We start from the raw sequence: 12,896 nt of genomic DNA, 5'->3' as shown, positions 1-12,896 counted from the left end.
CGAGGAAGCCGAGAAGCGCGGCAAGCTGATCAAGGCGGCGAGCGACCGGCATGCGCCGCCCGATGAGGCCTGCAAGCTGATCGGCAGTTTCTCGCAGGCTGAAATCAAGATGCTGAAATTCGTCGAGGCCAATTCCGCCAAATGCGGAATTCCGCCGCAAGTCGCCGACCAGCTCAGGGCTGGACACAAGAACACCGAAGGCATGCAGGCCAAGGTCTGCAACGTGGCGCAGCAGATGAAGCAGGCGCGGCCCGCCGGTCCGTCGCTGAGCGAGGTCATCGGCTCCGGCTCGGCTCCCGAAGCCAACACCGGCAAGAAGGGCGGCAGCACCTTCGATACGCTCAACGGTAATGTTTTGACCCGATGAGCGAGGTGAGTGCCCGCGTTGCCGACTCCACCGGCAACTGGGTCGATACCCGCGCGCCGGAATGGGCGCGGCCATACTTGCGCATCTCCCGCTACGACCGTCCGATCGGCTCCTGGCTTCTGCTGATGCCGTGCTGGTGGTCGGCGGCGCTCGCTGCCGGCATGGCGCACGACGTCAGCCGGCTGCCGCTCATCATCGTGCTGTTCCTGATCGGCGCTTTCGTCATGCGCGGCGCCGGCTGCGCCTGGAACGACATCACCGATCGCGACCTCGACGCCCAGGTCGAGCGCACGCGGTCGCGGCCGCTGCCCGCGGGGCAGGTGAGTGTGAAGCAGGCGCTGGCCTTCATGCTCGTGCAGGCGCTGATCGGCCTCGTCATTCTCCTGCAGTTCAACCGCTTCGCGGTGGCGACCGGCATCGCCTCGCTGGTGATCGTTGCGATCTATCCCTTCATGAAGCGCATCACCTGGTGGCCGCAGGTCTTCCTCGGGCTCGCCTTTTCCTGGGGCGCGCTGATGGGATTTGCCGTCACCTTCGGCAAGATCGATCTCACCGCGCTCGTGCTCTATGCCGGCTCCATCGCCTGGGTGATCGGCTACGACACGATCTATGCGCATCAGGACGCCGAGGACGACGCGCTGATCGGCGTCAAATCCACCGCGCGCCTGTTCGGCGCGCACACGCATCAGGCGCTGATCATGTTCTACGGGCTCGCGGTGGTGTTGATCGGCGTGGCGCTCGCCTCGAGCGACGCGCGGCTTCCGGCCTGGCTTGGTCTTGCCGCCTTTGCCCTGCACCTGGCCTGGCAGATCAAGCGCTTGCGGATCGACGATCCCGCCCTGTGCCTGCGGCTGTTCAAATCGAACAAGCATGCCGGGCTGCTGCTGTTTGCTGGATTGCTCGCGGATGCGGTGCTGCGCGCTTCGTAGGGTGGGTTAGCAGGGCGGCTGCGCGAAGCGCAGTCCGCCCGGCGTAACCCACCGCTTCTGTTGCCGCGGATACAAAAGAGGTGGGTTACGCCCAGCGAATTGCGCTTTGCGCAATCGCATGGCTAACCCACCCTACAATTCCCGAACTCAATTCCGCGCGATGATCTCGCGCTCGTCGCGATGAACGGAGAGATCGCGCGCGACACCGGCGCGACGGCGCACCAGAAACTTCGGACGGCGATCGCGGATCGCGTTGCGGCGACGCCGGCGCGGCGCGGGATCGCGCTTGGCCTCGTCGAGCTGGGGCAGCGCAAAAATCTCGCTCCACATTGCCCAGGCATTGATGATCTCTTCGCTGTCGGCGCTGACGCCGAGCGGCACCGAGAGCGAGGGATCGCGATGCACCAGCACGAGCGTCTGGGTCTCGTCGATGCCGCGCAGTGCGATGCCGATGAAGTCGCTGACGCGGACGTTGACCGCCATCTGCATGCCGCGCACGGCACGACGGAGCACGACGCGTTCGCGGTGAAGCTCGATCTGCCTGGTGTATCCGTCGGCGCGCGGATCATGCGCGTCGAACCGGACCGGCAGAGAAAGAGGGTCGAGCCGCAGAGCGCGGCTCGACCCGGCGGGATTGATCCCGCTTGTTACTGTTTGACGCCTCACGGCTTTAGTCTCCCCGCCAGGATTATGTTCCCGGTCGATGCGAGAGACCTTAGCGCGGCCGCTTCGGAATTGGCTTAAAAAGGCTGGTTAAGGGGGCGTGACCGCTGCGCATGATTGACAAGACCTTGGCACGCATGATTGACGAGACGTTGCGCGGAAACCGAGAATCTGAGCTTTTGACGCAGTGAAAATGCTTGAAGTCCGCGGAAATAGGGCACATCTGGTAGTTCCGGCCGCCGTCGCCTCGAAGGCGCTTATCCCAACAGGATTTCGTTCGTGAACTCTTCACCATCGCCCGCATCGGCGCTTGCCGCCAAAGCCAATGCCGATTTGTTCGATCAGTCCGCGCTGTCCGATCTCGCGCAGCGGCTGGTCGAAGCCGCCAAGCGCGCCGGCGCTGATGCGGCCGATGCGGTCGCAGTGCGCGGCATCTCGCAAGGTGTCGAGGTACGCGATGGCCGCGTCGAGGAATCCGAGCGGTCCGAAGGCGACGATGTCGGCCTGCGTGTGCTGGTCGGCCAGCGCCAAGCGGTGGTCTCAACCAACGACGTCAGCGGTGATGCCGTGACCAAGCTTGCGGAACGCGCGGTCGCGATGGCGCGCGTCGCGCCCGACGACAAATATGTCGGCCTCGCCGATCCCGCGCTGCTCGCGCGCGACTTTCCCGACCTCGATCTGCTCGATCCGAATGTCCCCGCGACGTCGGAACTGGAACGCCGCGCGCTCGCAGCCGAAGCGGCCGCGCTCGCGGTAAAGGGCGTCACCAAGTCGGGCGGTGCATCGGCCTCAGCCGGCATCGGCGGCATGGTGCTGGTCACCAGCACCGGTTTCCACGGAACTTACCTGCGTTCGAGCCAGGGCATCTCCGCGACGGCCATCTCCGGTGAAGGTACCGGCATGGAGCGCGATTATGATTTCACCTCGGCGCCGCATGGATCCGATCTGTTGTCGCCCGAGACCGTCGGCCGCTCCGCCGGCGAGCGCACGGTGGCGCGGTCCAATCCGCGCAAGGTCGAGACCTGCAAGGTGCCCGTGTTGTTCGATCCGCGCGTCTCGGGCTCGCTGGTCGGTCATCTCGTCGGCGCCATCAACGGTGCCTCGATCGCGCGCAAGACCAGCTTCCTGAAGGACAAGCTCGGCCAGCAATTGTTTGCGAAGAACATCCGCATCATCGACGATCCCCTGCGCCGCCGCGGATTGCGCTCGCAGACTTTCGATGCCGAAGGCGTCGCCGTGAAGAAGGTTGCGCTGATCGACGAGGGCGTGCTGACGACGTGGCTTCTGGATTGCGCGACAGCGCGCGAGCTCGGGCTACAGACCACCGGCCACGCCCATCGCGGCGTGTCGTCCTCGCCGTCGCCGGGGCCGTATAATCTGCATCTCGAAGCCGGTAGCGCGACGCCTGAAGAACTGATGTCCGACATCAAGCAGGGCTTTTACGTCACCGACCTGATCGGCTCCGGCGTCAACGGCGTTACCGGTGATTACAGCCGCGGCGCCTCCGGCTTCTGGATCGAGAACGGCAAGCTCACCTATCCCGTGAGCGAGGTCACTATCGCGGGCCATTTGTTCGAGATCTTCAAGTCGATGCAGCCGGCCAACGATCTCGAATTCCGTTACGGCGTCAACGCGCCGACGGTGCGCATCGAGGGGCTGACGCTTGGCGGCCGCTGACGCGAACACTCTGGACGAGAAGATCCTCAATCACGACGCCGCACTGCTGAAGGCGACGGTGCGCGAAGCAGGCCAGCTCGCGCTGTCGATGTTCCGCACCGAGCTGAAGAAGTGGACCAAAGGCGCGTCCTCGCCGGTCTCGGAAGCCGACATCGCCGTCAACGATCTCCTGGAAGCGCGCCTGCGCGCTGCGACGCCGGACTATGGCTGGCTGTCGGAGGAGAGCGCAGACGACGAGGCGCGGCTGTCGCGGCGGTTGACATGGGTGGTCGACCCCATCGACGGGACGCGCAACTATCTCAATGGCCATGACGACTGGTGCGTCAGCGTCGCGCTGGTCGAAGATTCCTCGCCGGCCCTCGCCGCGGTCTTCGCGCCCACGACCGGTGAGTTCTTCTTCGCGGCCCGCGGACGGGGCACGGTGCTCAACGACAAGCCGGTGCGGACGGCGCCGGGATCCGCGCTTGACTTCGCCCGCATGGCCGGGCCAAAGCCGCTGGTGGAGCGGCTCAATCCGCATGCCGGCGACATCAAGCTGCATCCGCGAATCGGTTCGCTCGCGCTCAGGCTGTGCCGGGTCGCCGATGGCGCGCTCGATGCGGCTTTTGCGGGGGGTAACAGCCATGACTGGGACCTTGCGGCGGCCGATTTGATCGTGCAGGAAGCGGATGGTAGAATGAGCGAGCTCTCCGGAGATCCCATCCTCTACAATCGCCGGGAAGTGGCGCACGGGGTGCTGGTGGCCGCAGGCCGCGATCGTCATGCGAGCATAGTCGCGCATTTTCGACAGCGCCCCTTGCCCTGAACTCAACCTTATCGAACCTGCTTGCCGGGCAGCCCGTTAGGAAAGAAACACGCATGCCAGATACTGCCCCGCAGCAACTGCTCCACCTCGTCATCGGCGGCGAGCTCGTCGATCTCCAGCAGAATACGTTCAAGAACCTCGACGACGTCGAGGTCGTCGGCCTGTTTCCGAACTATGCGACCGCTCATGCGGCCTGGAAGGCCAAGGCGCAGATGACCGTCGACAACGCCCAGATGCGCTATTTCATCGTCCACCTTCATCGGCTGCTCGACCCGGGCCAGGACACCTCCAAAGATCAAAAGCCGGCACGTTGAAAAGACTGCTTCGCAATACGCTGCGGAGCAGCTTCGTTCAGCGTGCCGCGGGGGTCCTCGCGGCCGAATGGCTACGACTGGTCTGGCGGACGAACAAATTCACATTCGATCCGCCGGACATCTATGGCCGCGTCGAGCCGCGGATACCGGCGATCTTCGCCTTCTGGCACGGCCAGCACTTTCTGACGCCGTTCATCAAGAACAAGGAGTCGTACCGGGCCAAGGTCCTGATCTCCCGGCATCGCGACGGCGAGTTCAACGCCATCGCCGTCGAGCGGCTCGGCATCGGCACCATCCGCGGCTCCGGCGACCATGGCGGGGCCTTCCACCGCAAGGGCGGGGTCGGGGCCTTCAGGGAGATGGTGCAGACGCTCGAGGACGGTTGTAATGTCGCGCTGACCGCCGACGTGCCGAAGCGTTCGCGGGTTGCGGGTCTCGGCATCATCATGCTGGCAAGGGAATCGGGGCGGCCGATCATGCCTTTTGCGATGGCGACCAGCCGTTTCATCCGGCTGAAGAACTGGGACCGCACCACCATCAATTTGCCATTTGGGCGAGGCGCATTGGTGGGCATCAAGGAAATCGTCGTCCCCCCGGACGCGGACGCCGCCACCATGGAGGCCCTGCGGCTGGAGCTGGAAGAGACGCTGAACGAAGCGACCCGCCGCGCCTATGCCCAACTCGGCCGCCCGGAACCGGACCATGGCTAATTCGCTGCCGATGACGCTGCGGGTCTATCAGCATTTGGCCTCCGGCCTCGTGCCGCTGGCGCCTGCGCTGATCAAGCGGCGTCTGAAGCAGGGCAAGGAAGACCCGGCGCGGGTCGGCGAACGGCGCGGGCTCTCGCAGGACGTGCGGCCGCACGGGCCTCTGGTCTGGATCCACGGCGCGAGCGTCGGCGAAGTGCTGGCGGCGGCCGCATTGATCGAGCGGCTGCGTGACCTGAACCTCCGCATCCTGCTCACTTCGGGCACCGTGACCTCGGCGGCGGTGGTCGCAAAACGCTTTCCGCCCGACGTCATCCATCAATACGTGCCTTACGATTCCCCGCGCTATGTCGCGCGCTTCCTCGACCATTGGAAGCCGTCGCTGGCGCTGTTCATCGAGTCAGACCTCTGGCCGAACCTGATCCTGGCAGGAGCTGCGCGACGGCTGCCGATGGTGCTGATCAACGGACGGATGTCGCCGCGCTCGTTCCCGCGCTGGCGCCGCGTCCAGGGCACCATCTCGGCGCTGTTGTCGCGGTTCGACATCTGCCTCGCGCAGTCGAAGACTGACGCGGAGCGCTTTTCGGCGCTCGGCAGCCGCAACGTCGTCACCACGGGCAATCTCAAGCTCGATGTCGCAGCCCCGCCCGCCGATCCCGTCAAGCTCGAACGTCTGATGTCGATGACGCGGGGACGTCCGATCATCGTCGCCGCCTCGACCCATCCGGGCGAGGACGAGATGCTGGTCGCGGCGCATCGTAGCCTCGCCGGGTTCTTCCCGTCGCTCTTGACCGTGATCGTGCCGCGGCATCCCGATCGCGGCTCGTCGATTGCGGGGCTGATCACGGCCTCCGGCTTGAAGCCCGCCTTGCGCTCGCGCGAGGAATTGCCGACCGCGGCGACCGACGTCTACATCGCCGACACCATGGGCGAGCTCGGCCTGTTCTACCGGCTGTCGCCGATCGTCTTCATGGGGGGATCGCTGATCCCGCATGGCGGGCAAAATCCGATCGAGGCGATCAAGCTGGGCGCCTCCGTGATCCATGGCCCGCACGTCTTCAACTTCACCGACGTCTACGAGGCGCTCGACGGCAGCGGCGGTGCACGCCAGGCCGACACGCAGGAGGCGCTGGTGAAGCAGCTCGGCCAGTTGCTGGCCGATCCTGCTGTGCGCGAGACCATGCATCGCGCCGGTCACGGTGTGGTCGAGCGGCTCGGCGGCGCGCTGGATCGCACCATCACGGCGCTTGAGCCCTATCTGCTGCAGCTCCGCATCGAGATGGGAGCCGCCAATGCGTGAGCCGGCCTTCTGGCACCGGCCACGTTCGCTCAGATCGCATTTTCTACGGCCGTTCGGCGCGCTCTACGGCGCGATCGCCCAACGCCGCATGCTGCGCAACGGCATCGATGCCGGCATCCCCGTGCTCTGCGTCGGCAATTATCACGTCGGCGGCGCCGGCAAGACGCCGACGGTGCTGGCGCTGACCCATTTGCTGCGCGACCTCGGCGAGACGCCGGTCGTGCTCAGCCGCGGCTATGGCGGGCGGTTGCGCGGCCCCGTGATGGTCAACGCCGAGAAGCACACGGCCGACGATGTCGGTGACGAGCCGCTGATGATGGTGCGCAACGTGCCGGTCGCGGTCGCGCGCGACCGTGTCGATGGCGTGGCGCTGGCGCGGTCGCAAGGCGCGACCGTTATCCTGATGGACGACGGCTTTCAAAATCCGCGCATCACAAAGGATGCCTCGCTGATCGTAATCGACAGCGAGCGTGGCCTCGGCAATGGCAAGGTGTTTCCCGCCGGTCCCCTGCGTGCGCCGTTGAGGGTGCAGCTCTCGCGCACCGACGCGCTGGTCGTGATCGGCGACGGTCATGCCGCAGACGGCGTCGCCGGCGAGCTCGTTGCGCGCGACAGGCCGGTGTTTCGCGCGCGGCTGAAGCCGGATGCGGCATCGGTCGAGAGGTTGTCCGGCAAGCGCGTGCTCGCCTTTGCCGGCATCGGCGACCCCGAACGCTTCTTCCGCACGCTGCGCAACCACCAGGTCGATGTCGTGCGCACGCGCGCCTTTGCCGATCACCACGCGTTCGCACCGGCCGAGATCGCCGCCCTGGTGGATGAAGCAAGAGCCCAGCAGCTCGTGCTTGTCACCACGGAGAAGGATTGCGCCCGCATGCGCGGCAACGACATGCCGCCGGAGATCTTGCCCTTCGCCGTGACGCTCGAATTCGACGAGCCCGCAAAACTGCGCGACTTCATCGCCGACCGCGTGTTCAAGGCGCGCGAGAAGAGCTTCTGGCTCGCGTAGATTCGCAGGGTGGACAAAGCCAACAGGTCGCGCGAATGCGCGCCCGATGGCGTGCCACCATTTCTATCGCAATCCGGGAGAGATGGCGGGCACGGCGCGTTGCGCCTTTGCCCACCCTACGGCACCGTCAACCCTGCGGCTTCGGCGCGCCGGGATAATGCCGCTGCAGCACGGCGCTGGGATGGGCGTAGGCTTCCTGCAGATCCACGCTCCAGTATTTCAGCTCGTCGAGCGGAATCCGCGTGTCGGTCACCGCGCAGCGCACGAAGGTCCCCGGCGAGATCACGCGGAAATCGCCGTCGAGATATTGCACCTGCGCTTCGCCATGGCCCGAGGGTCCGAACTTGTTCAGCACGGTTAGGAGTCTCCGCTGCGCCCGCTTGACGGGCCTGATGTGTTGCTGCCGATCTAGCATAGATAGGGTGGCTTGTCCGCCCGTTAAACCCACCGATTTGTGATGTTTTGCAGGTGGTTTCACGTGATAGGGCTGCCGCGAAGGACCGCCTTCGTCCATCCCCGATCCGGCACCTCAATGCGTCTTTCGCCAGCCTTCCTCGTCCTGTCGTTCCTGATGTCGTCGGCACATGCGGCTTCCTCGCCTGCGCCGCAGGCGGTCGAGATCACGGCCGGCGCCACCACCTTGCATGCCCAGCTCTACAAGCCCACCGGCGACGGTCCGTTTCCGACCGTGATCGCGCTGCATGCCTGCGGCGGCTTGAGCAATCACAGCGAGGCCGTGCTGCCGCGCTATCGCGACTGGACCGACGAGCTGTTGCGGGCGGGTAACGCCGTGCTGTGGCCGGACAGTTTTGGCTCGCGCGAGCTCGGGCCGCAGTGCCGCGTCAAGGAGACGCGCGTCAAGGCACGGCGCGAGCGCGTCGCCGACATCGTCGCGGCGCGTGGCTGGCTGCTGAAGCAGACCTGGGTCGCGCGCAACCGCATCAGCCTGATCGGCTGGGCCAATGGCGCCAGCGCGGTGCTCTGGGCCGTGCGTCCGCAAAACCTGGCGCACAAGGCGCAGCCGGATTTTCGCGCCGCTGTTGCCTTCTATCCGGATTGCCGCATCTCGGCCGGGCTCGGCTGGAGCGCGCGGGTGCCGACGCTGGTGTTGATCGGCGCGAAAGACGACGTCTCCTCGCCCTCGGCCTGTCGCCAGATGGTGGACGGCGCGCAAGGTCGTAGCGCGCTCGCCCGCATCGTCGTCTATCCCGGCGCCTATCATGATTTCGACCGCACCAACCTGCCGCTGCACCCGTCCGCAAGCAATGCCGACGCCGCTGTGCCCGACCGCGGCCATCTCGGCAGCGATGCCGACGCGCGCGCGGATTCGCAGAAGCAGGTCGCGGAGTGGCTGGCGCGGTGAGGCAGGTTCCGCTCTGAAGCGGGGCCGCCCGAGGAAACAAGCGAATGGACAGCCCCGCATCGACCACCGCCCTGCACAGGTCGTCATGGCCGACGCTGCGAGTTACGAAGCGGCCGATCCGTCAGTTTCAGAAGCCGCGCGCCATCATTCGACCAAGATGTCCGTTAAACGGCATGGCATGCGAAACCGCCTCATGCTGCTGTCATCCGCGCTGGTCGTCGTCATCGGCGCGACCCTACTCTACGAAGCCCGCGCCGGAGTTCCGGTGGAACATTGCGGCTTCTGGACCACGATCGAGGCCGGATTGTCGTGCCGGTAGATGAGTGCGTCTCACCACCGTCATTGCGCTCGCAATGACGGCTCGTAGCCCGGATGAAGCGAAGCGCAATCCGGGACAGTGAACCCGCATTCCGCTTCGCTGCATGCGGGCTACAACCTGTGGCGCCGTCGCCCGCCTAAAACAACGTCCCCTGATCCACCGGCTTCGCCACGCGCTTCGGCGCTGGCTTTGCCTCGCGCGAAGCTGCGGGCTTCGGCTGCGTCGTCGCGCGCGGCTCCGGCCGATCGGCGTCCGCCGTCGCCGCCACGCGTCCGTCGGCGAACTCGATCTCCAGCCGCGCGTTCGGCCCGACGCTATCGGCCGAATGCAGGGGATGGCCGGCCTCATCCCGCACCAGCGCGAAGCCGCGCGCCAGCACGCCACGGTACGACAGCGCAGAGAGCAGCTTGCCGCTGTTGGCAACCCGCGCATCGAGCCGCTGCAGCAGCGTCAGCAAAGCGCGGTTGGCACGTTCGGCCAGCCGATGCGTGCGCTCGCGCTGGCGCGCGATCGCATTGCGCTGCGCCTGCGCATTGGAGAGCTTTGAAGCACGCAGGCGCACCTCAAGTCCGGCAAAGCGATCGCGCCGCCGATGCAGCAGCGCGCGTGCGGACAGGCCGAGCCGTTCGCCGCACACCGTCAGCCGGTGGTTGGATTGCGCGATCTGGCCGTGCAGCACGCGCAGCGTCAACTTTGAGCTGGCCGTCGTGAACCTGCGGAAATGCGCGTGCGTGTTGGCCTTGAGGCCGCGGGGCAGCGCCGATCCTGCGGAGTCCAGCCGTTGCCGCGGGATCGCGAGCAGATCGGACGCGGCCGGTAGCGCGCGCGCGGCGGCGCGCAGCTCACTGCGGCGGCTTTCGTGAGCACGCTGCCAATAGGCGCGCGTGCGCCGCGCGAGATCGGCGACCTCGACGAACAATTCGCTGCGCACCGGCACGGCCATCTCGGCCGCGGCCGTCGGTGTCGGCGCGCGCTTGTCGGCGACGAAATCGATCAGCGTGATGTCGGTCTCGTGGCCGACCGCCGAGATCAGCGGGATCATGCTTTCGGCCGCAGCCCGCACCACGATCTCCTCATTGAACGACCAGAGATCCTCCAGCGAGCCGCCGCCGCGCGCGACGATCAGCACGTCGGGCCGCGGAATCTTCCCGCCCTCGGGCAGCGCATTGAAGCCTCGGATTGCGGCTGCGACCTGCTCGGCCGAGCCTTCGCCTTGCACCTTCACCGGCCACACCAGCACGTGGCGGGGAAAGCGGTCTTCCAGCCGATGCAGGATGTCGCGGATCACGGCACCCGTCGGCGAGGTCACGACGCCGATGACATCGGGCAGCCAGGGCAGCAATTGCTTGCGCGCCTCGTCGAACAGGCCTTCGGCGGCGAGCTTCTTCTTGCGCTCCTCCATCAGCGCCATCAGCGCGCCGATGCCGGCAGGCTCCAGCGCTTCGATCACGATCTGATATTTCGAGGAGCCCGGATAGGTCGTGAGCTTGCCGGTCGCGATGACCTCGAGCCCTTCCTGCGGCTTGAAGCGCATGCGGCCGTGCACGCCCTTCCAGATCACGGCCTCGATCTTGGCGCTCTCGTCCTTGAGCGCGAAATAGCAGTGACCGGAGGAGTGCGCGCCGCGAAAGCCGGAGATCTCGCCGCGGACCCGGACATGGCCATAGGTGTCCTCCACCGTCCGCTTCAGGGACTGGGAGAGCTCGGAGACAGTGAATTCGGGCGTATTGAGCAGGGGTTCCGCTGGCGGCATCGGCACACGATTCGGCATTTCGGGGTCGGGATCGACGTTAAGGATTTTCGCTCTCGAGTGCCAATCTTGGACTTGATCGGAAGAGTACTCTGTAATATAGAGTTCTCTAACGATACCAAGCTGAGGAGAGTGAGCCATGGCGATCCGTCTGCTGCGAGGCGCTTTGAACGTGCTGAAATGGGCGCTAGTTGCGGTCGGCGGCGCGGCGCTGATCCTGGCCGCGATGATCGCGACGCCGTTGCAGCGGTCGCCCGAGCTGAAATCGGTCTCCGACTCCGTGAAGGCGGTGGACTTCTCGACCCTGCCGGCGCTCGAGCGCTTTCAGGCCCGCGACGGCACCTGGATCGGTTTCCGCCATTACGCCCCGAATGGCCCTGTGACCGGCCGCGGCGCGGTCTTCATTCACGGCTCGTCCGGCTCCAGCGCCACCGTCAACCACGCGCTGACCTACGCGATCGCGCAGCGCGGCGTCGAAACCTGGGCGCTCGATATGCGCGGCCACGGCGCCTCCGGTACGCGCGGCGACATCGGCTATGTCGGCCAACTCGAGGACGACCTCGTCGACTTCGTCGCCCACATCCGCAAGACCGCGCCCGATTTGCCGCTGACATTGATCGGCCATTCCGCCGGCGCCGGCTTCTCGCTGCGCGTTGCCGCAACCCCGATCATGCAGGACATGTTCGTCCGCACCGTGCTGCTCGCGCCCTATCTCGGCTATGACGCGCCGACCAACGCGCCGAATTCCGGTGGCTGGGCCAGTGCCGACGTTCCGCGGCTCCTGGGTCTCGCCGCTTTGCGCAAGCTCGGCATCGACTGCTGCGCGCAGCTTCCGGTGCTGGCGCTCGCGGTGCCGGCGAACTCGGCAAAGATCCTCGTCCCCACCTATTCCGATCGCCTGATGCGCAATTTTGCAACGCGCGGTTATCGGTTGGACTTCCCGGCGACGACGCGCCCGATCACGATCTTCGGCGCGGCCGAGGACGAGATGATGATATCAGCCAATTACGCGGCGGCCGTGCAAGCCATCAAACCCTCGGTCGACGTCAAGCTGATCGACGGCATCAACCACATGGGCATCGTCACCAACCCGAAGGCGATCTCCGTGATCGCGGAGGATGTCGCAACGCGCGGGGCAGGGCAGTCATGATCAACAGCAGGGAGGCCTCGGCAGCGCTGGCCGATATCGACGATATCGTCCAGCGCGTGAAGCAGTCGCAGCTCTATGAGCTCGCGAGCCTGGCTGCTGTCTGGTGGGGCGTCCTGGTGTTCGCCGCCAATCTCGTGACCTGGCTCTGGCCGATCTATGCCGTCTACGCCTGGCCCGCCGTGGATGTCTTTGGTGTCGGCGGTCTGGTTGCGCTCCGTGTGCTCAATCCGCCGCATCGAGGCGCCAGCTTCGACATCAGGCTGCTTCTGGTCTTCGTGCTGTTCTTCGCCTTCGGCTATCTCTGCACCGATGTCATCGGCCATTTCGGTCCGCGTCAGCTGGGAACATTCTGGCCGATCTATTTCATGCTGTTCTACTCGATGGCGGGCCTCTGGTTCGGCTACGCGTTCGTGGCGATCGGTCTCGGCATCTCCGCGTTGACGTTGATCGGCTTCTTCTTCATCGGCGAGGCCTTTCCGCTCTGGATGGCCTTCGTCAATGGCGGCGGCCTGATCCTCGGCGGCCTCTGGATGCGGCGGATCTAGG

At 65.9% G+C, this 12,896-nt stretch carries 14 protein-coding genes and 1 pseudogene; 12 read left to right on the top strand and 3 right to left on the bottom strand.

The genetic code is table 11. The features are described from left to right. A pseudogene (locus C2U70_RS21175) lies at positions 1-367 on the top strand (hypothetical protein); the annotation flags it as partial. After that, the gene (ubiA, locus tag C2U70_RS21170) at positions 364-1,296 is read left to right on the top strand and encodes a 4-hydroxybenzoate octaprenyltransferase (protein ID WP_140980356.1); all 933 of its coding nucleotides are present in this window, start codon (positions 364-366) and stop codon (positions 1,294-1,296) included. The pseudogene C2U70_RS21175 and the gene ubiA, both read left to right, overlap by 4 nt. A 147-nt stretch (positions 1,297-1,443) precedes the next feature. On the opposite strand, the gene C2U70_RS21165 is transcribed toward ubiA, so the two are convergent. After that, complete coding sequence (locus C2U70_RS21165) at positions 1,444-1,962, bottom strand: DUF6101 family protein (RefSeq protein ID WP_140980355.1); 519 nt, start codon at positions 1,960-1,962, stop codon at positions 1,444-1,446. Positions 1,963-2,238: 276 nt separating this feature from the next. On the opposite strand from C2U70_RS21165, the gene C2U70_RS21160 reads away from it, so the two are divergent. Genes C2U70_RS21160 through lpxK form a run of 6 tightly spaced genes read left to right on the top strand, consistent with a single transcriptional unit; the run spans position 2,239 to position 7,768 of the window. Then, positions 2,239-3,636, top strand: a complete 1,398-nt coding sequence (locus C2U70_RS21160) for a TldD/PmbA family protein (protein ID WP_186294391.1) — start codon at positions 2,239-2,241, stop codon at positions 3,634-3,636. After that, positions 3,623-4,441: a 3'(2'),5'-bisphosphate nucleotidase CysQ gene (locus C2U70_RS21155; RefSeq protein ID WP_140980353.1), complete on the top strand. Its 819-nt coding sequence runs from the start codon at positions 3,623-3,625 to the stop codon at positions 4,439-4,441. Before C2U70_RS21160 ends, C2U70_RS21155 begins: the two co-directional genes overlap by 14 nt. A gap of 53 nt (positions 4,442-4,494) precedes the next feature. Beyond that, the gene (locus tag C2U70_RS21150; protein WP_140980352.1) at positions 4,495-4,755 is read left to right on the top strand and encodes a DUF4170 domain-containing protein; all 261 of its coding nucleotides are present in this window, start codon (positions 4,495-4,497) and stop codon (positions 4,753-4,755) included. Next, positions 4,752-5,465 carry a lysophospholipid acyltransferase family protein gene (locus C2U70_RS21145; protein ID WP_140980351.1) on the top strand — a complete coding sequence of 238 codons (714 nt, stop codon included), beginning with the start codon at positions 4,752-4,754 and terminating at the stop codon, positions 5,463-5,465. Before C2U70_RS21150 ends, C2U70_RS21145 begins: the two co-directional genes overlap by 4 nt. Then, on the top strand, positions 5,428-6,762 hold the full coding sequence (locus tag C2U70_RS21140; protein ID WP_140980350.1) for a 3-deoxy-D-manno-octulosonic acid transferase: 1,335 nt from the start codon (positions 5,428-5,430) through the stop codon (positions 6,760-6,762). Before C2U70_RS21145 ends, C2U70_RS21140 begins: the two co-directional genes overlap by 38 nt. Further along, positions 6,755-7,768, top strand: a complete 1,014-nt coding sequence (gene lpxK, locus C2U70_RS21135) for a tetraacyldisaccharide 4'-kinase (protein ID WP_140980349.1) — start codon at positions 6,755-6,757, stop codon at positions 7,766-7,768. Before C2U70_RS21140 ends, lpxK begins: the two co-directional genes overlap by 8 nt. 127 nt (positions 7,769-7,895) lie before the next feature. Here the strand turns inward: lpxK and C2U70_RS21130 are convergent, their stop codons facing one another. Beyond that, complete coding sequence (locus C2U70_RS21130) at positions 7,896-8,123, bottom strand: DUF2093 domain-containing protein (RefSeq protein WP_140980348.1); 228 nt, start codon at positions 8,121-8,123, stop codon at positions 7,896-7,898. 177 nt (positions 8,124-8,300) lie between these two features. Between C2U70_RS21130 and C2U70_RS21125 the strand changes: the two genes are divergently transcribed. Next, complete coding sequence (locus tag C2U70_RS21125; RefSeq protein WP_140980347.1) at positions 8,301-9,131, top strand: dienelactone hydrolase family protein; 831 nt, start codon at positions 8,301-8,303, stop codon at positions 9,129-9,131. Between the two features lie 85 nt (positions 9,132-9,216). Then, positions 9,217-9,450 carry a hypothetical protein gene (locus C2U70_RS21120; protein WP_140980346.1) on the top strand — a complete coding sequence of 78 codons (234 nt, stop codon included), beginning with the start codon at positions 9,217-9,219 and terminating at the stop codon, positions 9,448-9,450. A gap of 136 nt (positions 9,451-9,586) precedes the next feature. Here the strand turns inward: C2U70_RS21120 and xseA are convergent, their stop codons facing one another. After that, positions 9,587-11,203 (bottom strand): exodeoxyribonuclease VII large subunit, encoded by a 1,617-nt coding sequence (xseA, locus tag C2U70_RS21115; protein WP_246666815.1) that lies wholly within the window; start codon positions 11,201-11,203, stop codon positions 9,587-9,589. A 136-nt stretch (positions 11,204-11,339) separates the two neighbouring features. Between xseA and C2U70_RS21110 the strand changes: the two genes are divergently transcribed. Next, complete coding sequence (locus C2U70_RS21110) at positions 11,340-12,350, top strand: alpha/beta hydrolase (RefSeq protein ID WP_140980344.1); 1,011 nt, start codon at positions 11,340-11,342, stop codon at positions 12,348-12,350. Further along, positions 12,347-12,895, top strand: coding sequence for a hypothetical protein (locus C2U70_RS21105; RefSeq protein ID WP_140980343.1), 549 nt, complete (start codon positions 12,347-12,349; stop codon positions 12,893-12,895). The genes C2U70_RS21110 and C2U70_RS21105 overlap by 4 nt, the downstream gene beginning before the upstream one ends. Position 12,896 lies beyond the last annotated feature (1 nt).

Source organism: Bradyrhizobium guangdongense, assembly GCF_006483445.1.
GTDB lineage: Bacteria > Pseudomonadota > Alphaproteobacteria > Rhizobiales > Xanthobacteraceae > Bradyrhizobium > Bradyrhizobium guangdongense_A.
Note: the sequence above shows the minus strand (reverse complement) of the source record. Positions and strands in the feature narration are given on the sequence as shown.

Coding starts and splice junctions, on each gene's coding strand:
- ubiA (WP_140980356.1), top strand. CDS start 364: ATGAGCGAGGTGAGTGCCCGCGTTGCCGACTCCACCGGCAACTGGGTC.
- C2U70_RS21125 (WP_140980347.1), top strand. CDS start 8,301: ATGCGTCTTTCGCCAGCCTTCCTCGTCCTGTCGTTCCTGATGTCGTCG.
- C2U70_RS21120 (WP_140980346.1), top strand. CDS start 9,217: ATGGCCGACGCTGCGAGTTACGAAGCGGCCGATCCGTCAGTTTCAGAA.
- lpxK (WP_140980349.1), top strand. CDS start 6,755: ATGCGTGAGCCGGCCTTCTGGCACCGGCCACGTTCGCTCAGATCGCAT.
- C2U70_RS21105 (WP_140980343.1), top strand. CDS start 12,347: ATGATCAACAGCAGGGAGGCCTCGGCAGCGCTGGCCGATATCGACGAT.
- C2U70_RS21140 (WP_140980350.1), top strand. CDS start 5,428: ATGCCCAACTCGGCCGCCCGGAACCGGACCATGGCTAATTCGCTGCCG.
- C2U70_RS21150 (WP_140980352.1), top strand. CDS start 4,495: ATGCCAGATACTGCCCCGCAGCAACTGCTCCACCTCGTCATCGGCGGC.
- xseA (WP_246666815.1), bottom strand. CDS start 11,203: ATGCCGCCAGCGGAACCCCTGCTCAATACGCCCGAATTCACTGTCTCC.
- C2U70_RS21110 (WP_140980344.1), top strand. CDS start 11,340: ATGGCGATCCGTCTGCTGCGAGGCGCTTTGAACGTGCTGAAATGGGCG.